The 20,264-nt window shown below is 63.3% G+C and carries 19 protein-coding genes; 8 read left to right on the forward strand and 11 right to left on the reverse strand.

Features of this window, described 5'->3' with window-relative positions; translation table 11 throughout:
- Positions 1-214: 214 nt before the first annotated feature.
- Both ABQM86_RS03835 and ABQM86_RS03840 read left to right on the forward strand, forming a co-directional pair.
- The gene (locus ABQM86_RS03835) at positions 215-400 is read left to right on the forward strand and encodes a hypothetical protein (RefSeq protein WP_207596170.1); all 186 of its coding nucleotides are present in this window, start codon (positions 215-217) and stop codon (positions 398-400) included.
- Between the two features lie 161 nt (positions 401-561).
- Positions 562-852: a DUF1540 domain-containing protein gene (locus ABQM86_RS03840; RefSeq protein ID WP_207596171.1), complete on the forward strand. Its 291-nt coding sequence runs from the start codon at positions 562-564 to the stop codon at positions 850-852.
- A gap of 67 nt (positions 853-919) precedes the next feature.
- On the opposite strand, the gene ABQM86_RS03845 is transcribed toward ABQM86_RS03840, so the two are convergent.
- Complete coding sequence (locus tag ABQM86_RS03845) at positions 920-1,903, reverse strand: manganese catalase family protein (protein ID WP_207596172.1); 984 nt, start codon at positions 1,901-1,903, stop codon at positions 920-922.
- A 128-nt stretch (positions 1,904-2,031) separates the two neighbouring features.
- Positions 2,032-2,979, reverse strand: a complete 948-nt coding sequence (locus ABQM86_RS03850) for a phosphoglycerate dehydrogenase (RefSeq protein WP_369745972.1) — start codon at positions 2,977-2,979, stop codon at positions 2,032-2,034.
- A gap of 181 nt (positions 2,980-3,160) precedes the next feature.
- Here ABQM86_RS03850 and ABQM86_RS03855 point away from each other — a divergent pair, with 181 nt between their 5' ends.
- Both ABQM86_RS03855 and ABQM86_RS03860 read left to right on the forward strand, forming a co-directional pair.
- Complete coding sequence (locus ABQM86_RS03855; RefSeq protein ID WP_369745973.1) at positions 3,161-6,103, forward strand: exo-alpha-sialidase; 2,943 nt, start codon at positions 3,161-3,163, stop codon at positions 6,101-6,103.
- A 349-nt stretch (positions 6,104-6,452) separates the two neighbouring features.
- Positions 6,453-9,539: a S8 family serine peptidase gene (locus tag ABQM86_RS03860; protein WP_369746625.1), complete on the forward strand. Its 3,087-nt coding sequence runs from the start codon at positions 6,453-6,455 to the stop codon at positions 9,537-9,539.
- An 87-nt stretch (positions 9,540-9,626) separates the two neighbouring features.
- On the opposite strand, the gene ABQM86_RS03865 is transcribed toward ABQM86_RS03860, so the two are convergent.
- The 4 genes from ABQM86_RS03865 to ABQM86_RS03880 all read right to left on the reverse strand — a co-directional run bounded on the left by ABQM86_RS03865 (position 9,627) and on the right by ABQM86_RS03880 (position 12,114).
- Positions 9,627-10,028 carry a serine protease inhibitor gene (locus tag ABQM86_RS03865; RefSeq protein ID WP_207596175.1) on the reverse strand — a complete coding sequence of 134 codons (402 nt, stop codon included), beginning with the start codon at positions 10,026-10,028 and terminating at the stop codon, positions 9,627-9,629.
- Between the two features lie 29 nt (positions 10,029-10,057).
- On the reverse strand, positions 10,058-10,996 hold the full coding sequence (locus ABQM86_RS03870) for a 3-methyladenine DNA glycosylase (protein WP_369745974.1): 939 nt from the start codon (positions 10,994-10,996) through the stop codon (positions 10,058-10,060).
- Positions 10,983-11,510: an SSI family serine proteinase inhibitor gene (locus ABQM86_RS03875; RefSeq protein ID WP_369745975.1), complete on the reverse strand. Its 528-nt coding sequence runs from the start codon at positions 11,508-11,510 to the stop codon at positions 10,983-10,985. Before ABQM86_RS03875 ends, ABQM86_RS03870 begins: the two co-directional genes overlap by 14 nt.
- Before the next feature lie 136 nt (positions 11,511-11,646).
- Entirely contained in the window at positions 11,647-12,114 is a 468-nt protein-coding gene (locus ABQM86_RS03880) for a MarR family winged helix-turn-helix transcriptional regulator (protein ID WP_369745976.1), read from the reverse strand.
- Between the two features lie 105 nt (positions 12,115-12,219).
- Between ABQM86_RS03880 and ABQM86_RS03885 the strand changes: the two genes are divergently transcribed.
- From ABQM86_RS03885 to ABQM86_RS03895, 3 genes are all read left to right on the forward strand, one after another.
- Complete coding sequence (locus ABQM86_RS03885) at positions 12,220-12,444, forward strand: hypothetical protein (protein WP_026541816.1); 225 nt, start codon at positions 12,220-12,222, stop codon at positions 12,442-12,444.
- Positions 12,445-12,550: 106 nt separating this feature from the next.
- A complete protein-coding gene (locus tag ABQM86_RS03890) occupies positions 12,551-12,787 on the forward strand; it encodes a hypothetical protein (RefSeq protein WP_207596179.1) in 237 nt (78 codons plus the stop codon).
- A gap of 70 nt (positions 12,788-12,857) precedes the next feature.
- Entirely contained in the window at positions 12,858-13,217 is a 360-nt protein-coding gene (locus ABQM86_RS03895) for a lipopolysaccharide assembly LapA domain-containing protein (protein ID WP_207596180.1), read from the forward strand.
- Positions 13,218-13,340: 123 nt separating this feature from the next.
- Here ABQM86_RS03895 and ABQM86_RS03900 read toward each other — a convergent pair whose 3' ends face one another.
- The 3 genes from ABQM86_RS03900 to ABQM86_RS03910 all read right to left on the reverse strand — a co-directional run bounded on the left by ABQM86_RS03900 (position 13,341) and on the right by ABQM86_RS03910 (position 17,572).
- A complete protein-coding gene (locus ABQM86_RS03900; protein WP_011773410.1) occupies positions 13,341-13,640 on the reverse strand; it encodes a DUF4193 domain-containing protein in 300 nt (99 codons plus the stop codon).
- Positions 13,641-13,795: 155 nt separating this feature from the next.
- The gene (locus ABQM86_RS03905) at positions 13,796-16,291 is read right to left on the reverse strand and encodes a beta-glucosidase (RefSeq protein WP_369745977.1); all 2,496 of its coding nucleotides are present in this window, start codon (positions 16,289-16,291) and stop codon (positions 13,796-13,798) included.
- A complete protein-coding gene (locus ABQM86_RS03910) occupies positions 16,292-17,572 on the reverse strand; it encodes an MFS transporter (protein ID WP_242703512.1) in 1,281 nt (426 codons plus the stop codon).
- A gap of 135 nt (positions 17,573-17,707) precedes the next feature.
- On the opposite strand from ABQM86_RS03910, the gene ABQM86_RS03915 reads away from it, so the two are divergent.
- A complete protein-coding gene (locus ABQM86_RS03915) occupies positions 17,708-18,304 on the forward strand; it encodes a TetR/AcrR family transcriptional regulator (RefSeq protein WP_369745978.1) in 597 nt (198 codons plus the stop codon).
- A gap of 72 nt (positions 18,305-18,376) precedes the next feature.
- Here ABQM86_RS03915 and ABQM86_RS03920 read toward each other — a convergent pair whose 3' ends face one another.
- Together ABQM86_RS03920 and ABQM86_RS03925 are read right to left on the reverse strand one after the other, a co-directional pair.
- Entirely contained in the window at positions 18,377-19,723 is a 1,347-nt protein-coding gene (locus tag ABQM86_RS03920) for an aspartate kinase (RefSeq protein ID WP_011773413.1), read from the reverse strand.
- Positions 19,724-19,862: 139 nt separating this feature from the next.
- Positions 19,863-20,243 (reverse strand): DUF427 domain-containing protein, encoded by a 381-nt coding sequence (locus tag ABQM86_RS03925; protein WP_369745979.1) that lies wholly within the window; start codon positions 20,241-20,243, stop codon positions 19,863-19,865.
- Positions 20,244-20,264 lie beyond the last annotated feature (21 nt).

Consider the following 20,264-nt stretch of genomic DNA (forward strand, 5'->3'; position numbering starts at 1 on the left):
ATGTTTGAACGGCATGGGGGGCGCTCCGCGAGCTTGCACACCTATTCTACCGGGAGTGGCGCACATACCCTATTCAGGCGGATTGCGCGAGGACACCCCGCCGCGGCGGTGCAAAAGTCCCAACTGAAGGCTCGACGGCGGCGGCTGCTTATGCCTGCTGGCGGGGCTTGCGCCGGCACTGGCAGGGGGTGTCCGGTGTCACTAGGATTGCGGCATGGCTGAGAAACCGAAATCCATGGTGCTGGGCGTTGTCGCCGCGGCAGTTTTTGCTGGATTGGGCCGCATGGTGATCCAGAAAATCCTGGCGGACAGGGCTGGGCGGAGCAGCCATGTGACCGCTCCGTTGGACGCCGAAACGCGGGCTAAAATCAGTGACGCATTGCGTACTCCAAGTAAGTGAAGCCTCACCTTGCATCTGCCGTTTTTCGGCGGAATGGCGCGGATTAGGGCACATACAAATGCGCTATTAAATTGGGTCAACCGGCGTGATTCCGGCGTAGTTTGGAAAGTACACGCGGGGTTCAGCCCCAGTACTATTCAGGATCCACACCAGGAGGAACAATGACCGAACACATTGCCGAAGTATCCGCCTGTAGCGTTGGCAGCTGCGGATTCAACCATGATGGCTGCACCGCCTTTGGAATCACCATCGGTGGAAGCACGGATCATGCATCCTGTGCAACGTTCATTGACACCAATGCCATGGGCGGCCTTCCCAAGGTCCTGGCCCACGTAGGTGCCTGCCAGCGCTCGGAGTGCGTCCACAACAACAACCTCATGTGCGAGGCCCACGACGTCAAGGTCGGCCCGGGCCGGGAAGCCGCCGATTGCCTCACGTACGAGCACGCCTGATAATTCCTCGTTCCGCCAAAAGCGGGCCCGTCCTCCTTCGAGGACAGGCCCGCTTTTTCGTGCGGATTTACTTCTTGCTGGTTGCTGCAGTCTTGGCAGCCGCGGACTTGCCTTCCTTGGGGCTGTCCGCGTCTTTTAGTTCCTGCTCCGCTGTGGCCTGGATGAGCGCCAGGAGCTCAGGATCCAGGCCGGGGGCGAACTCTTCCTTGCGTTCAGGGGAGATGGTGATAGGGAATCCGTCCGGCATCACATCGGTGCTGAGCTCAGTTCCGTCGTTGGATGGCGAAGCTCCGCGGTAGAGCTTGCCGGCTTCGCTCAGGTTGTCGGCGCTGAAGGTGTACTGGATACTTTGCAGGCCCTTGTCCAGCAGTTTCTTCACCTCCGGGAACTGCTCGGCGTTGGTCTTGGGGATCGGAAGGACCTTCCCCCAGTTGACGCCCAGGCTCTCCAAGGCCTTGGCGTAGGCATTCTCGTGCGCCTGGTCACGGACTATCAGGTACGCAATGGTGGAGCGCGCCGTCTTGTTCTCCGTCATCTCGTAGATGCGGCACTTCTGGAGCCGGCCTGTGGATTCCAGCATCAGGTTGTAGAGCAGGTCCAGGACCAAGTTGCCACTGTTGTAGACGTAGGAGCCGCTCCACGGATTGCCGGCAGCGTCCACCGGCAAAGCGCCCTGGGCACCTACCAGGTAGTGGTGGATGTTGCTGGTGTCCAGCGCGATCTTCAGGGGAGTAGCTCCCCCCGCGCCTGGCTGGTCCACGGGATCGGACTTCTTGCCCTGGTAGCGGGGCGAACCATCGAGGAGCTGGGAAATGGTGGTGCCGATGAGCTCCACATGGCTGATCTCTTCCGTGCCAATGCCCTGAAGAAGGTCCTTGTAGGGTTTCGAAGCTGCGTCACCCCGGAAATTCATGCTCTGGAAGAGGTATTGCATCATGGTGCGCATTTCGCCGAATTGACCGCCGAGACCTTCCTGGAGGGCGTTGGCGGCTGCGGGATCTGGCTCGTCGGCAGCGATTTCATTGATGAGAAGCTGGGTGTGCAGGTACATACGTTTCCTCACGTTGTCTCATGCTATGCGTGGGATGGAAACCCTCTGCTGGCCACCCCGGACCCACCCACCATAAGCATGCTTACTATTCGGTGGCAACGAAATCCCGTGAGGAATCGGAGGATTGGTTATCCGGCCACTTGGTTGGTCAACGGCTTGCCCTCCTTGAGGGCGGAGATGTTTTCCGTGACCAGCCGGGCGGAGCCCTTGGGCCGGTTACCCGCCACGTGGGGCGTGATGATCAGGTTCGGGGCGCTCCACAGCTGTGAGCTGGCGGGGAGAGGTTCAACCTTGGTGACGTCCAGGGCGGCGGCGCGCAGTCGGCCCTCGGTAAGCGCGGCCAGGAGTGCGTTTTCGTCCACCGTCGCCCCGCGTCCCACGTTCACGAATACGGCGGTCTTCGGGAGGGCCCGCAAGACGTCCTCGTTCAGGGCATCCGCAGTTTCGGCCGTCGCGGGCAGGATGGAAATCAGGACATCCGTGGTGCGCAGAACATCGGGTAGTTCTTCTGTTGAAGCGACCGGGAACCCGTAGCGCTCCCCCTTGGAATTGGCCACGCCGGTGACCTTCGCGCCCAAAGCGGCCAGCAGGGGAGCCAGCCGCCCCGCGATGGAACCGAAGCCCCAGATGGTGACGTTGGCGCCGTCGAGTGTATAGAGCTGTTCGGTCGCGGGGTTTGACTGTGCCTCGTTGTACGGGTTGTTCCAGCGAGCGTCCTTCTGGGATTCGAGCAGGACATCCAGCCGGCGGATGGCTGCCAGCACGAGCGCGAGTGCGTGTTCAGCCACGGGACCGTCGTGCAGTGAGCGGCCGGAGGTGATGGCCACGTTGTCGGCGAATCCGGCAGCGAGCACGGAGTCCGGGCCTGCCGCGAGCGTTTGGACCAGCCTGAGTTTCGGCAGTTCCTCGGCGGCGCCCGAGAGGTTCTCCGGAGTGTTCCGCCACACCACCAGGACCTCGGCATCCCGGTGTTCGGCGGGGATGGGCTCGTCCACCGCGTACACCACCGGGTGGTCCCCTGAAGTGGTGAGATCGGCGAGGTTCAATTCGATGGTGTCCGGGACGAGGATTTTCACGGCAACTCCAGGTTCAAAAGCGGTGGGCGGTGTGCCCTTGAGGCTACCGCTTCAGCGCGGGGGGAGGTTTGCCCGAAAGTCATCCCTAGCAATGTGACGGCGAACACCCTATGGTTGTAGGACGTTCGACGTAGCACGTAACACGAACGTCCTCTCGCGCCGATTTGAAAGGACCTTGGATTTGAAATCCATACCCCCTGCACCATCGCTCGCCCGCATCGCAGCCGCCGGCGCACTGAGTCTTGGCCTCCTTGGAGGCCTTGCTCTTCCGGCCACCGCCGCCCCCATCCCACCCAACAACCCTGCGGCAGCGCCGGGTACCTTCACTGAGGCCAACATCGCGGCTGACCGCACGGCCGCCAACTTCTTCTACCGGATCCCCGCCCTGACGTATCTGGGCAACAACGCGGTGCTCGCATCATGGGACGGTCGTCCGGGCTCAGCCGCGGATGCTCCGAACCCCAACTCGATAGTCCAACGCCGCAGTACTGACGGCGGACAGACCTGGGGACCTGTCACCGTTATAGCCGCCGGGCACGTGGGCGACGCCAGCGGTCCCAAATACGGCTACAGCGACCCCTCCTACGTCTACGACGCCGAGGCCGGCAAGGTCTTCAATTTCTTTGTGTACTCCAAGGACCAGGGCTTCGGCGGCAGCCAGTTCGGTAACAACGATGCCGACAGGTCAGTGATTTCCTCGGCGGTCATCGAGTCCTCGGACGGCGGCGTCACCTGGAGCCAGCCGCGGCTTATTACGAATGTCACCAAACCCGGAACCAGCAAAACCAGCCCGGTGGCCGGCGACGTGCGCTCCAACTTCGCATCCTCGGGCGAGGGCATCCAGCTCAAGTACGGCCCGTACAAGGGCCGCCTCATCCAGCAGTACGCCGGTGATATCCGCCAGGCAGACGGCACCAACAAGATCCAGGCCTACAGTGTCTACTCCGACGACCATGGGGTGACGTGGAAGAAGGGCGCCAACGTCGGTGACCGGATGGACGAGAACAAGACCGTGGAACTCTCCGATGGCCGGGTGCTGCTGAATTCCCGGGACAACGCCAACCAGGGCTACCGTAAAGTGGCCATTTCCACGGACGGCGGCGCTACCTACGGGCCGGTCACGCAGGACACGGAACTCCCGGATCCCGCCAACAACGGGGCCATTGCACGCATGTTCCCCAACGCGGCGCAGGGCTCGGCCGACGCGAAGAAACTCATCTTCACCAACGCGAACTCCAAGACCGGACGTGAAAATGTCTCGGCCCGTGTCTCCTGCGACGACGGTGCCACCTGGCCGGGCGTCCGCACCATCCGCTCCGGCTTCTCCGCGTACTCCACGGTCACCCGCTTGGAAGAGGGCAAGTTCGGGGTGCTTTACGAAGGCAATTACACGGACAACATGCCGTTCGCGAAGTTCGACGACGCCTGGCTGAATTACGCCTGCGCTCCGCTCTCCGTCCAGGCCGTCACCACCGCGCCGGGGGCCACCCAGCAGGTGCCCGTGACAGTGAGCAACCAGGAAGCCGCCACACTGTCCGGCGCAACAGCCACCGTCTACACACCCAGCGGATGGTCGGCCACCACGGTGCCGGTTCCCGACGTCGCCCCCGGAGCCTCGGTGACCGTCAACGTTGCCCTGACGGCACCGGCCAACGCCAGTGGCCCGCAGAATCTCAACGCAGCATTTACGACGGCGAATGGCCGGGTTTCGCAATTCACCTTCACCGCCACCGTGCCGGTTGCGCCGCAGGTGGGCCTGACGATCACGGGAACGGCACCCACCCGGGATGTCGTGGCCAGCCCCTACCAGGTGGGCGACGTCCTCAGCTACTCGCTTAACGTCAAGAGCACCGCGAACGTCACGGCCAATTCAGTACCGGTTTCCGGGACATTCGACTCCGGCTTCCTGCCACCGTCTGCCCCGAATTGCCGGTTCAACAACCTGGCCCCAGGTGCCAGCTACGCCTGCACCACCGCCAAACATGTGATCACGGCAGCCGACATCGAGCGTGGCTACTTCGTGCCGGAAGCCAGCTTCAGCATCACAGCCAGCTCGACGCCGTCGCTCACTAAGACGGTGCCGTTCACCGGCGCTGCCGTCGCTTTGCGCGACGGCCTGCTAACGGCCGGGATCAGCGGGGCGCGTGCCGACGTCGGGCGTGACCTTGCGACCCAGCCGTACGCGGCAGGGGACCTGGTCCCGTACACCTTCACGGTGAAGAACACGAGCCCGCTGGTTGAGAAGGTGGTCCCGACCGCCGGTAACTTCAGCCCCTTCCTTCCGGAGGGGCCGGGCAACTGCCGCTACAGCGTGCTGCCGGCCGGCCAGAGCTACCAGTGCGCCACCCCTCGCCACACGGTGACTGCACAGGAAGCTGAGCAGGGGTTCTTCGTTCCGACAAGCACGTGGGAAGTCAGCTCGGCCGGCCAAACCACCAAGACCATCACGGTGAACGGCGGCGAAGTGGACCTGAAAGTCCGCGAGCCCAAGCTTGAGGGAACCGTTTCTGCCCAGTGGATCGACACCGACGGTGACCGCTTCGCCAGCGTCGGCGATCCGGTGACGTACACGTACACCGTGGGCAACGCCGGAAACGTTGCAGTGACCGGACTGGAAGCCCCCGATGCCGGCATCTCTGCAGCCACCCTTGCTGCCGGTGAGACTGTTACCGCCACCCGGGACTACGTCTTGACGGCCGTGGATGTTGCTGCAGGCAGCCTGGGCGCAGTCTCTTTTGAGGCGACGGCCCGCAACGGAGCGCTGGAGGCGGCAACGTCGGCATCGGGTGATCCCCTCGAGCTGAAGGTCCAGCCGGAAAAGCCCGAAAGCGCTCCCGAACTCAAGGTCCAGGAGCTGGGTACGCCGCCGATCGACTTGGGCACCGCAGACAAGTACCGCACGGGCCAAAAGGTAGTGCTGCAGGGTTTGGACCACGGCCGGTGGTACTACGTGTACCTGAACAAGACGGGGCATCGCCTGGGATGGATCTTCCCCACGACAGGCAACACCGTTGAGTTCATCCTTCCCTCCGATGTGCAAAACGGCCGGGACGACGTCGTAGTCCTGGATCAGGATGGCCTTCAGGTGTCCTTTGACCGGCTTCAGGTGACGCCGAAGGGCTGATCTTTCCCGGCAGGCTCACACAACGGACCGCAGGACATTCCTGCGGTCCGTTGTGGGTAGTTCCATGACGAACCGCCACCGCTGTGACAAGACAAAATTCCTGAAATGTGCTGTATGTCATATTCGGCTATCACTAGGTACTCTGTGACTCGGCTGGTTGCGCGGCTTTGACAAGAACTGTCAAAGGTTCAACCAACTAAAAGTTGACAGGTCCAGGCGATGGAGCCTGGTCCTCCCTCAGTGAAAGGTGCAACCACTCGTGAAATCACAAGGAAAGAGCTTCGTCAGAAGCGGGGGGCTTCGAAAGGCCGCGGCACTGGCCGTTGGCTTGCCGTTGCTTCTCTCTTCGATGGCGATGCCGGCCCAGGCCGCTCCCACGCCGGAGACGCCCGGGACCGTTGCAGGCGTGGCCAAGAAGAACCTTGACCCCAGTGCCTACAAGGACGGCCGCTACATGGTTGTCCTGGCGGAAAAGCCTGCAGCAACGTACGACGGCGGCACGGCGGGCCTCGCGCCCACCAAGCCGGAAGAGGGCAAGAAGCTCGACGCCGACAGCGCCGAGGTGAAGGAATACCAATCGCACCTGCAGCAGAAGCAGCAGGAAGTCGCGAAACAGGAAAACATCACTATCGAGCGTGACTTCACTACCGCCGTCAATGGCTTCAGCGCCAATCTGACGGCAGACCAGGCCATCAATCTGGCCAAGGATCCCAAGGTCCTCATGGTGGCACCGGACACCCAGTACGCCCCGGACTACTCCACCACCGACTTCCTGAAGCTCAGCGGCCCCAACGGCACCTGGGCCACCCAGTACGGTGGCCAGGACAACGCGGGCAAGGGCACCGTTGTTGGCGTGATCGACACCGGCTATACCCCCTCCAACCCGTTCTTCGCGGGTGAGCCCGTTGGCCCGCTGGCAGGCAACCCGCAGGTCGGCGTTCCCTACCGCACGGCAGATGGCAAGATCGCCATGCTCAAGGCCGACGGCGATACTTTCGTCGGTGAATGCCAGCCCGGCACCGACACCGGCGCGGACTACGACGGCAGCGCCTGCAACTCCAAGGTCCTGAGCACCCACTACTTCGCAGACGCCTTCCTGGAGACTGTTCCCCCGGAAAACCGTGCCCCGGAAGAAGTCATCTCTCCCGTGGACGTGGACAGCCACGGCACCCACACAGCCAGCACCGCGGCAGGCAACGCCAACGTCGACGCCGTTGTGGACGGCCGAAGCTTCGGAACCACCAGCGGTATCGCACCCGCCGCCAAGCTCGCCGTCTACAAGGTCTGCTGGGAAGACACAGATCCTGCCACGGGTGGTTGCTACGGCTCCGCTTCCGTGGACGCGATCGAGCAGGCAATCCTGGATGGCGTGGACGTCCTGAACTACTCCATCTCCGGTTCCACCACGTCCACCACGGATCCTGTTTCGCTGGCCTTCCTCTCGGCAGCATCGGCAGGTATCTTCGTGGCCACCTCGGCAGGCAACTCCGGACCAACCGCCAGCACCGTGAACCACGGAGCCCCCTGGCTGACCACGGTTGCCGCGACCTCGTTCTCGCAGGAGCTTCAGGGAACCGTTGAGTTTTCCGATGGCAGCAAGTTCCGCGGAGCGAGCATCATGAACCGCGAGGTGAGCGGGGCCGGCGTCGTGCTGTCCACCAACGCTGCAAGCGGTGAAGGCAACGCGGCTCTGTGTGCTCCGGGCTCCTTGGATCCGGCCAAAGTAGCCGGCAAGGTTGTAGTCTGCGACCGCGGCGTGGTTGACCGCACCGCCAAGAGCGCCGAAGTACTGCGCGGTGGTGGCGTCGGCATGATCCTGGTGAACCTGACGGATTCGTCGCTGGACACGGACAAGCACGTCATCCCCACGGTCCACGTGAACCCGCCGGCAACGCAGACCATCAAGGACAAGGTGACAGCCAACCCGGCCATCACCGTCTCCCTGCTGAACCGGGACACCACTGGCCTGCCCGCCGAAGCACAGCCGCAGATTGCCGGCTTCTCGTCGCGCGGTCCGTTGCTCGCAACCGACTCTGACCTGCTGAAGCCTGACGTGTCCGCTCCCGGCGTCGCGATCCTCGCTGGTGTCTCGCCGATCGGAACCGGTGGAGACAACTTCGGCTTCCTCTCCGGAACGTCCATGGCCTCACCGCACGTTGCCGGTTTCGGCGCACTGATCCTGGGCAAGAACCCGCAGTGGTCCCCGGCCACCGTGAAGTCCGCCATGATGACCACCGCCGGACCGGTCAAGCTGGCCAACGGCGCCGTCAACAAGGACGTCTTCGCCACCGGCGCCGGACAGGTTGACCCCGCAAAGGTGCTCTCGCCCGGCCTCGTGTATGACGCAACCACCGAGGACTACCTCAAGTTCATCCAAGGCACGGGCATGGACCTGGGGATGGAAGGGCTTGGCACTACGGCACCACGCGACATGAACGTTCCCTCCTTCGCCATCGGCAACCTCGCAGGCAAGATCGAAGTCACCCGCACGCTCACCGCCTTGACCGCGGGAACCTACCGGGCATCAGTCAACGTTCCAGGTGTCAACGTCAAGGTCACGCCGTCCGTGCTGACCTTCGGAGCTCCCGGTGAGAAGAAGACCTTCAAGGTCCAGTTCGAAAACAAAAACGCTGAGCTGGGCAAGTTCGCCATGGGTTCGCTGAGCTGGCAGGGTGCCAACAAGACCGTCACCTCGCCGATCGCCGTCCGGCCGCAGTCCGTCATCGCGGACAAGGCCCTGGCCTTCACGGGAACCGGCCCTAATGGCTCCGCCACCATCAACATCACTTCCGGCACCAACCTGCCGGTCGGGGTTACGGTTGATGGCCTGTCCAAGGCTGATTCCTCCGCTGTTGAGCTGGTTCCCGGTCCGTTCGCGGGTGAGACCAATGCCTCCAACTACGTGAAGAAGGTGACCGTTGGCGAGGGCAGTGCCCTGGCTAAATTCTCGGTCATATCCTCGAACGAGGCCGCGGACTTCGACATGCTGGTGCTCACCCCGTCCGGCCAGCAGTTGCCGGCCGCAACGGCGTCCGCCAGCGAAACCCTGTCCGTTCCCAACCCGGCACCGGGCGACTACTACGTGTTCGCCAACCTCTACGCGAGCCCCAACAACCAGGCCACCAAGGCCACTGTTGATGCCGCGGTCCTGGGTGCCAACCAGGGCAACGCTACCGTGACGCCGAATCCGATCCGCCTGGCCAACGGCAAGACGGGCCAGATTTCGCTGAACTGGAAGAACCTGGAGCCCGGCTCCTACATTGGCCGTCTGACGTTCGCAGGAACCAGTGAGCCGAGCTTCGTCACCGTCCTGGTCAACCCGGGCGGAACCGTAGTGGTTCCGGACGAGGAAGACCCCAAGAAGGACAAGAAGGACAAGAAGCACGGCGGCAAGATCCGCGCCGACGAGCCGACGCAGGGCAACAACGCCGGCTAAACCTCTGACGGACACGCAAATGGGCTGAGGACTCCCGAATTCGGGCGTCCCCAGCCCATTTGCATGTCGTAAACCGGAAAGGGTGTCCTAGACAGCTCCCGTCGAACCTCCGGTGTTCCCCAGCAACGATGCCAGGGTCTTCCAGCGCGCGATCTCGCAGCCGTCGGTCCTGCTGAACTGGCTGTTAACCTTGCGACCACGGAACCATCCCGTGACGACGGCTACCTGCGGGCCGCCGTATTGTTGCGTGCAGATCCGGTCCGGCCGGGGTTCCGGGAAGAAGATCTCCTCGCCAAACTGCTCGACGGCGGCAAGCGCCGCCCGTGCGTCCGGCAAGTTTGAGTCCAGTGAGTCGGGATCCGGGGAGAGGACACCGGCCACGGACCGGAGGTGGAACTCGTGGCTCTCAGCGCCAGGTGCCTCAGTCAGCGTGACTGTGAGGTCGACGTCGTACTCGCTGTTGGGTGACTCGCTCGTGGGGGAAACCATAGTGACCTTTCGCTGGTGGCGGCGGGTGCTCAGGCGGCCAATCCACTCAGCTCATGGAGGAGCGGATCTACTGCCTGGAGCACGCGGGTCCGCAGCTCCTGGGATTCGGCCGCGAAAGCCCGCTGGTATTCAACGTACTCGGCCTTGCCCTGCGGTGTCTCGATCCTGATGGGTGGGTAGCCCCATTCTTCGAGATCATAGGGGGAGGCCTGCATATCCATGACGCGGATCCTCCATGAGAGTTCGAAGCAGTCCATCACCAGCTCGCTGGGCAGCGCCGGGGTCAGCTTGTACGCCCACTTGTAGAGGTCCATGTTGGCGTGCAAACAGCCCGGCTGCTCCATGGTCCGTTGGTTTTCACGGGTGGGTTCGAGCTCGTTCAGGGGAATGGCGTCCGGAGTGTAGAACCGGAACGCGTCGAAATGCGAGCAACGGATACGGTTCTCCTCCACCACGGTGTCCGTGCCTTCACCACCAAGTCGCAGTTTCAGGTATTCGTGCCGCAGCTCAAATTTGTCCTGCCGGTACACCATGGCCCACTCGTGCAGGCCAAAGCAGCCGAACTGGGCCGGGCGCTTCGCCGTGCCCGCGAGGATGATTCCCGCGAAGCGGACAGCTTCGGAGCGGTCGGCCAGGAAGCCGCGGCGATCAAAGGTAACCGCCGGCGTTCCCGCCGGCAGCCCGAGTGAGGTGAGCTCGCCGTCGTCGAGCATTCGGTAGAACTTCCATGTGGCGCGCGCAAGGGCGCTTGGGCCGCTGAGAACAGTGCCGTCGCCCGGATGCCAGCGCAGCAATTGGCCCGGCTTCTGCGTGTAATAGGTGAACAGGAAATCCTCAACAGGGTGCTTCCGGCCCGCCGAACGCCTGGCCAGGTAGGGGTCCGCGTAGCGCGCCACCCGGGTGTGATGGGCTGCCTCCAGCCCGAGCCATTGCTCCTGGGGGAGGTGCCGCAGCCTAGAGTCCGCCATCTGATCCGAGGATGCTCTTTGCGGCGTCCCACAGTGCGATCTGGCAGCCGTCCGTGCGGTTGAAGGCCGCGGTGACTTCCTTGCCGTCCACGGCGCCGGTCACCTTGGCCGTTGCCGGGCCGCCGTACTGCATGGTGCAGGCCTGGTCCGTTTTGGTGGGGGCAGGATTCAGGATGGCGGGGTTGTTCTTGATGGACGTGCAGGCTTCGGCGGCTGTTGGATGGTTGCTTTCAGCGGCCGGGACGCCGTCCGCGCAGACGAGCGTGAAAGTTTGGGGCGCGGCGTCGGGGGATTCCACCAGCGTGATGGAGAGTTCGGCGCTGCCGGTGCCGGTGGCTGCTGACGCACTGGGAGCTGCACTGCCGGGGCTGCTGCTTGGGCTGCTGCTTGAAGGGGACGACGACGGGGCTTGGCTTGCGCTGCCTGTGGTACCTGGGGTTGGGGTGCCTGAGCATGCGGCCAGGCCGGCGACGGCCAGGACTGCCAACAGGGGCCGAACAAATCGCATGCGCATGGAATCTCCTAGGTTGCGTCCATTTTACGTGGCACTTGTGGTGCCCGTTTCTCTGTTCGCTTCAAGAACACCACCGGGGCAGTGCGCTTGGCTAGGGGGCACGCGGGTGGTCTGCCTGGATTGCAGGGTTGGTCCGTTAGAGGGAGTTGTCCCGCTGGGTGGCAGCGATCAGGCCCGTCATTGCCTGGTGCAGCTCGGCTACCTCTTCCCGGCTGAGTTGAAGGCGCTCGCGGATTTCACCGGGGACGGCGGTGGCCTGCTGGCGGAGGGCGGCGCCTTTTTCCGTCAGGGTGATGGCCAGGGCGCGTTCGTTGCCGGCAACGCGTTCCCGGGTGATGAGTTCGGCTTCCTCCAAGCGTTTCAGCAGTGGGGAGAGTGTTGCGGGCTCGTGGAGGAGGCTGTCGCTGATGTCCTTCAACGTACGGGGACTCCGCTCCCAGAGGGCCAGCATCACCAGGTACTGGGGGTGCGTTAGCCCGAGGCGTTCCAGTACGGGCTTGTAAACGCCCACCACGCTACGGGAAGCAACAGTGAGGGCGAAGCACAGTTGGCGTTCCAAGAGGAGGTCGTCGACTTCCTGGGTGCTCTGGTCCGTGGCCGTCATGGCTGCCTCCTGTGCTTGCATCCGCTCGCTTCGATCAATTAGTTAGTGTACTAATGATTAGCGTACTATGGACTCATTGAACCGTCTAAAAAGGAGTCGATCCGAGTGGCCAAGGAATCCCTCACCCGGAAGTTCATGCGCGCCACAGGCAAGTTCAGGGTTGTTTTCGGCCCCGCGCACAGCAGTTCCCTCGACCATGAAATGACTGAAGCCAACCGGAAGCTGCTCGCCCAGCGCCAGGCCGAAACCCAGCAGTGGGAAACACTCCGCCGCCCCGACGGCAGCACCTACGTAGTGCCCCGCAACCCGGACGACAAGTCCCTGCGGTAAACCCCCTCTATCTCGGCGTTGGATTGTGGGCGTAAAATTGCCTCACTGAACGGCACGCACTGACCCTGCCGCTCTTTCTCTCCTGTAGGAAAGGAGGTGGAAGAACATGGGACGCAGAATGGAAGGCTTCGTCCATGTGACCGAGCGGCTGCAGTCCGTTTTTGGACCGGCAACCCACGGCGACGCGGACAGCCCTGTGGTGCACAAACATGACGACTTCGAGACAGCCTCCGAAGCCGATCTGAAGAATTTCGACATCGAGACGGACTCTGAAGGGCATCACTACGCGGTCCGTAACAACGATCCAGGCCCTACCTCGACTGACTACTCCATGCGTCACTGACTATCGCCCAACTCATCAGCATGCTTAGTATGTAGGAGCAGGGTGATGTCGGGACAAGAGGGGGTCGTCAATGAGTTTCCAGGATGATGCAGCAGGGGTTCCCGCCGGGGCTCCCCGTCAGGACAGGGCTGTCCCACCTCCCGTGTCCGGCGCGTCCAGGCCCACCCGCACGGCCGCCTTGTGGGTGGCAGTGGCCGTTGGCTTGGTGGTCCTGGTGATGCTGATCGTGTTCTTTGTCCAGAACCAGGACATGATCACGGTCCGTTTCTTCGGGCTGCAGGGAACCCTCGCGCTGGGCACCACCCTCTTTATCGCGGCCGTGGGCGGAGGCGTGCTGGTGGCCCTTGCCGGAGGAGCGCGGATCCTCCAGCTCAGAATGGTCAACCACCGCCGCAAGAAGACGGTGGGCGGCCCGGGAGCGGCGCCGTAGGGACTCGAGGCTGCCAGCTGTTAACTGCGGAAGGACCGGAGCGCTTGCTCCGGTCCTTCCGCAATTTAATCCCGACGGCGGCACTCCCTGACGATGTTGATTCCGCCGGGGTGGTGGGCTGTCTTAGCCTTCGCAGTCGGTGCAGTAGGCGACGCCATCTTTTTCGCGTGCGATCTGCGAGCGGTGGCGAACCAGGAAGCAGGAGTGACAAGTGAACTCGTCGTTTGCCTGCGGAATGACCTGGATAACCAGTTCTTCGGCGACGATTTCGCCACCGGGGCCGTTGGCGTCGAGGCCATCGGTTTCGTCCAGTTCAAGCACGACACTCTTGGCCGTGGGAGCGCTGGCGGATTGAAGAGCCTGGAGCGACTGCTCCTGGTTCTCTTTTACATCGGTACGGAGTTCGTCGTAATCGGCTGCCACTTTTTAATGCCTCTTCGTGTTAGGGGGTTACCGGGTATGCAACGTACAGCATGCCACGAAAATTCCATACCATACCCCAGTTCTCCCGCTTGTGGCGAAAACCACGTGGGTGACGGGCAAAAAAACCCGCCACCCAGCGTGATTTCGCCCATGTGTTACCGGAGTTCGATGTCCAATGATTGGAAGTGGTCGGCCGCGTGGCGACCCACAAGCAGGCGGAACGTGCCCTGCTCAAACTGCCAGCCGCCGTCGTAATGTGCAAACGCCTTGGCGGGGATATGTATTTCCACGCTTTCGGTTCCGTTCGCGGCAAGGTGCGTTCCGGCGTAGCCGGCAAGCCAGCGGACGGGACGTTCGACGGCGGAATCGGCGCGGTCCAGATAGACCTGGACCACTTCCCGGCCGGTGCGCGTGCCGGTGTTCTTGACGGGCACGTGGACCACGACGTCGTTCCCGGCGGTCACCGCCTGCGGTGCGTGCGCTGTGCCGAGCTCGAACGTTGTGTACCCGAGGCCATAACCGAACGGGAGGGCCGGCGCTGCTCCGCCCTCTGCTTCCTGCTTGAGCCAGGCGCGGTAGCCGATGTGGATTCCTTCGGCGTAGACCACTTTGCCCTCAACGGGCGTGGTGTTCAACACCGGGACGTCTTCCAGCGCGGCGGGCCAGGTGGTGGGCAGGCGTCCGCCAGGCTCTTCGATGCCCAGCAGGATGTCTGCGATGGCGCTGCCGAACTCCTGGCCGCCGAACCAGCCCAGCAGTACCGCATCCACCTTGGCCAACCATGGCATGAGCACTGGCGAGCCGGAGTTCACCACCACCACCGTGCGCGGATTGGCTGCCACGACGGCCTCCACCAACTGGTTCTGGTAGCCAGGGAGGTCGAGGTCCTTGCGGTCGAAGCCCTCGGACTCAATGGCGGCGTTGGTGCCCACCACAACCACTGCGACGTCGGAGGCACGGGCGGCTTCCACCGCGGCGTCGATCTCTGCCTGAGGGTCTGGAACCACGGTTTCCTCGCCCAACAGGATCGCAGTGAAGGGGATGGCCTGCTCCTTGGGCAGCTGGTACTCGGCCTCGATGCGGACCGCTTGGCCGGCCGCGGTTTCAAAGGAGTGGACAGTCTTGGGCGGGTCGAACAGGGCGGCCCCGAGGACCTCGGTGTCGTCCTCAAGTTCGCCGTTGAAGACTTCCGACCCGTCCAGAACGAAGCGGATCGATCCCACGGTCCCCACGCCCAGGTGGTGGACGCCTGCTGTTTCGGCTGTCCAGTCCGCTTCCATACGGATGGAGGCGGCGCCGTCGGGAATTCCTACGCCGAACCAGATGAGGTGTGAGGCAAGGCGGTCTTCTCCGGAGATTTCCGTGCCGTCTTCGGCGAGGAAGGTCACGCGGATTCCGGGGACGTCGGAGACCGGGTTATGCAGTGAGGTGCGGGGGAAGGCCTGGATGCCTTCTGCCACCTTGGCGCCGCGGGCGTAGGTGACTGTGACGTCGTCGGGCAGTGCTTTCCGCAGCCCGTCAAGCGGCGAGACGGTGTACTTGGGCATCACGGTGGCGCTGCCGCCGCCTTGGGTGCGGGCTTCGTCGGCATTGTGGCCGATCACCGCGATACTGCTGAGCGTCTTGGCATCCAGCGGTAGCAGGCCCTGGTTGCGAACCAGCACGGCACCGCGGACGGCAACTTCACGCGCGACGGCGGCCCCGTTCAGTTCTGCGGGGAGCTGGGTCACCGCGGGTTCGAAACCTTCCAGCGAGCCCACGCGGGCTGCGAGGCGCAGGATCCGGGTGACCTTTTCCAGGATCGCTTCCCGGCTGACGCGGCCATCGTTGACGGCGGCCAGGAGCTTGGGACCCCAGTGGCCCACCGGGCCGGGCATTTCCAGATCCTGGTGTGCGTTGGCGGCGTCGACCGAGCGGACACCGGTCCAGTCGGAGACGACGACGCCGTCGAAACCCCACTCGGTGGACAGCGGTGTTTCAAGAAGCGTGTTCTCGCTGGCGGTGGTGCCGTTGATGGAGTTGTACGAGCTCATGACCAGCCAGGCGCGGGCTTCGGTGATGGCGTCCTCGAAGGCTGCCAGGTAGAGCTCCCGCAACGGTCGTTCGTCCACTACTGAATCGGCGGTGAAGCGTTCAGTTTCGGCCTCGTTGGCCAAGTAGTGCTTCGGAGTGGCGCCGACCCCCATGGACTGCACGCCTGCTACGTACCCCGCGGCCATGGTGGCGGTGAGCCGCGGGTCCTCGCTCATGCACTCAAAGTGGCGGCCGCCCAGCGGGGAGCGGTGCAGGTTGATGGTGGGGCCCAGGACGGCGTGGACGCCCTTGCGGCGGGCCTCCTGTCCCAGGACCTGGCCGTAGCGGTGGGCAGTTTCAACGCTCCATGTCGCGGACAAAGCCGACGACGACGGCAAGGAGACGGAGTCGTGACGCTCATCGAAGTCTTCGCCGCGGACGCCTGCGGGCCCATCGGACATGACGACGCGGGACAGTCCGATCTCCGGGATGGCGTGCGTGGACCACACGTCCGCGCCGGTCAGGAGCTGCACCTGCTGCTCCAGCGACAGATTCCGGGCCAGTTCCTGAATTCTGGCTTCCGCATCCTGTGTTCCTGCCTGTGGCGCCGTGACAGCTGCCGGGAGGGTGGGATTCATTTACTTGACTCCTTTGATACGTGTGACGAGGAGGGCGCCGATGATGCCGACTACCGCACCACCGAGGAACAATGCGGGGTAGCCACCCAGTGCGATGACAGGGAAGGCAATGGCAGGCACCAGGGACTGGGGAAGGGCCTGTGCAATGTTGAAGACACCGAAGGTTTTGGCATTCTCCGACTGGTCTTTTGGCAGCAGGTCCGTGATGAGGGCGACGTCCACGGCGCTGAAGATGCCAAGCCCCAATCCGAGGATGCCCTGGCCTACCAAGACCTGGCCGGTGCCCGTGCTGGTGGCGATGACGATCAGTCCGGCCATCATGATCAGCGCGGACATGATCACCATGCTCTTGCGCTTGCCAAGGCGGTCGCTGATCCAGCCGCCGGCGAGGCTGGTGATCACCGTGCCGGCAGAGCTCACCAGGGTTGCCTGGAACACCAGGCTGGTCACCTGTGTTTCGGCTACGTGGAGGTGGTCGGTGAAGAAGTACGGCAGGTAGAGCAGGCCCGCGCAGTATCCGACGTAGACCATGAATTTGGTCAACCAGGCCCAGCCCAGGCCCGGGAAGGCCTTGGGGTTGAAGTAGAACGAGCCCAGAATCTCCTTGACGTTCAGAGGTGCCGGCTTCTCGGTGAGGACACGGTCCTTGAAGGTGAAGGCGAAGGCGATGGCTACCGCCGTTCCCACGATGCCGGGGACCACAGCCATCTGGAGGGCGTTGTCGAACATCTGGGCGAAGAAGGCTGCCGCCACGAGGCCGATGGGAAGCGTCATGCCGATCAGGCCGGACAGGCGTCCGCGCTCCGAGGGGCCAGCCTGGTCAGGGAGTGTGGCCACGAGGGCAGCCAGGGCAGCGTTGAAGCCCAGCTGTGCTACAACCCAGGCGATCAGGACGGTTCCGACGTTGGTCCCGGAGCCCAGCAGGAAGAGTGCGGCCAGGCCGACCAGGGAGCCGCCTACGATCCACGGCTTGCGCATCCCGAAGCGGGAGGTTGTGCGGTCGCTCAATCGGCCGAAGAACGGGTTCGCCAGGAGTGCAACGGCCGCTCCCACTCCTGCGACGAGGCTGAGCGCACCCGCGCGGGTATCCGGGGTGGTGATCTCTGAAACCTTGATGGCGAGGACTACCAGGGCTGGGGCGAGGACTGCCATCCACAAGCCTGCGCTCGCGATCGGCATGCCGATGACGTAGGCGCGCGAAGCCGATTGAGGCGGGGTGCTTCCGGTACCCGGGGCGGCGGTTTCCGCGCCTGCCTTCTGCTGATCGATATTGAGGGCCACATTGCCTCCTGATGAACGGGTGGCCCACCGTTGGGCCGCTGCAATGACTCTAGCCCTAAAAATCTAGTGTGACTAGGTTTTTGATAAAAAAGTCGAGTGACCCTCGATATTTAAACCGTGAAATAGACTGAACGGATGTCTACGACGAGGGCCCGGGGCCAGTACGCCAAGGGGGCCGAGCGCCGCGAACAGATCATCCAGACGGCAGCTGACGTTTTTGCTACGGAAGGGTTCGAGGGGACCGCGCTGAAGCGGGTCGCCGAACTCGTGGGCGTTAAGGAAGCCACACTTTTCCACTACTTCAAAGGCAAGCAGGAGCTCCTCACCGCAGTCCTCGCCGAACGCGACCGTCGGTCGCTTGCCGTTGGCGGCGACATCGGGGTGGGCCTTGACCTGATGGCGCCCATCGCTGAACGGAACGAGCGTGAGCCTGGGCTGACCACCCTCTATGCGGTCGCCTCAGCCACGGCCAACGACCCTCACCACGATTCCCACGGTTACTTCAAAGAGCGCTACGAGACCGTGGTGCGGGACATCGCAGCTGACATTGAGCGGCGCCAAGCCACCGGAAAGGTCCGGTCAGACGTCAACTCCGTGATGCTGGCACGGTTGACGGTCGCTGCCTTCGACGGACTCCAGTTGCAGTGGCTGTACGACAAGAACGTGGACATGGCCGATGGCCTCCGGCAGCTCATCGAGGTGCTGCTGGCGCCATCCCACCCAACTGAGTAACAGATAAGGCCGTTCTGAGCGCTCAGAACGGCCTTATCTGTTACTTACTTGGGGGCGTTGCCCTTGGTGACCCTAGCGGCCGGTGCCGCCGTAAACGGTAGCCTCGGCGTCGCCGTCGAGCTCGAACGCATTGTGGATGGCGCGGACGGCGTCATCCAGTGCGTCTGCGCTGGTGACCACGGAGATGCGGATTTCCGAAGTGGAGATCATGTCAATGTTGATCCCGGCGTCGGAAAGGGCCTTGAAGAACGTGGCAGAAACACCCGGGTGTGAACGCATGCCCGCGCCGATCAGGGAGAGCTTGCCGACGTGCTCGTTGTATTCAATGCTTTCGAAGCCGATCTGGCCTTCGGCAGCACGCAGGGCGGCCAGGGCGTCGGCACCCTCAACGATGGGCAGCGTGAACGAGATGTCCGTGCGGCCGGTGCCGTGGGTGGAGACGTTCTGGACAATCATGTCGATGTTCGAGTGCGCATCGGCAATCACCTGGAAAATCGCCGCAGCTTTGCCGGGGATATCCGGGACGCCTACTACGGTGACCTTGGCTTCGGACCGGTCGTGTGCAACGCCGGAGATGATTGGCTGCTCCAAGGCAACTCCCTCTTGAATGTTGAACTTTTCGTCGGCGCCCGGGATGACCCACGTGCCTTCGTGCTGGCTGAATGAGGAACGGACGTGCAGCGGCACACCGAAACGGCGGGCGTACTCCACACACCGCAGGTGCAGGATCTTGGCGCCGGAAGCGGCCAACTCCAGCATTTCCTCGCTGGAGATTCGGTCGATCTTCTGGGCGGACGTCACCACGCGCGGGTCAGCGGTATAGATGCCGTCCACGTCCGTGTAGATCTCGCAGACATCGGCTTCCAGCGCTGCGGCCAGCGCGACGGCGGTAGTGTCCGAGCCGCCGCGGCCAAGCGTGGTGATCTCGTTGGTGCTGCGGCTCATGCCCTGGAAACCGGCCACGATTGCGATGTGGCCCTTGTCCAGTGCGGTGCGGATGCGGTGGGGGTCGACGTCGATAATTCGCGCCTTGCCGTGGATGCCGTCGGTAATCATGCCGGCCTGGGATCCCGTGAAGGACTGCGCGGAAGCGCCGAACTTGTTGATGGCCATGGCAAGGAGGGCCATGGAAATTCGTTCGCCGGCGGACAACAACATGTCCATTTCGCGGGCGGGAGCGGAGTCAGTGACCTGACCCGCGAGGTCCAGGAGTTCATCGGTGGTGTCACCCATTGCGGAGACAACAACCACAACCTCGTTGCCGGCCTTCTGCGCATCCACGACGCGCTGTGCGACCCGCTTGATGCCATCGGCATCGGCAACCGAGGAACCGCCGAACTTCTGAACGATCAGCTGCTTGGTAATGGCAGCCTCGTTGGAGAGCTCTTCGATCTTCACTTCGGTAGTGGGCATAGTCATGCGCGCACCCTCACTGCATCAATAGGGTTCGAACGCGGCATGCTCCAATTCGGGCACGCCTGCGTAGCTTATTTGCCCAGTTTATCGCCGTGTGCAGTTCGGGCAGGAATTGTGACCACATGGCGGCTACCTGCGATGACTACCACCCGGCAGTGCCCGGACCACCCTTGAACGGGCCGACGATCTTCTGTGTGATCCACCCTCCATAGAAGTTGCCTTCCTGGAACGTCACCCGCTCGCCGTCCACCTCGCACGAGTCCATATGCTCCGGATAAAGCGCCACTCTGCTGCCCAGCGCTTCGAAGCCCCGTGCGGGGCTTGGGTAGGTCCACCCTGCCCGCTCAACCACCGTCCCGCCGGCAGTGATGGTGAAGTAACTGGCCTCGCCCTTGAACTCGCAGAAAGTGGTTCCCCCAACAGGGACCAGCGCACCGTCCGGGAAGGCGTCCAACGGCACGTAGTAGACAGGAGGATGGCTGGTCTCCAGGACCCTGACGGAGTCAGTGGTATCAACAATCACCTGACCTCCAAGCCGCACCAC

It is taken from the genome of Paenarthrobacter sp. AMU7 (genome assembly GCF_041200195.1).
Lineage (GTDB): Bacteria > Actinomycetota > Actinomycetes > Actinomycetales > Micrococcaceae > Arthrobacter.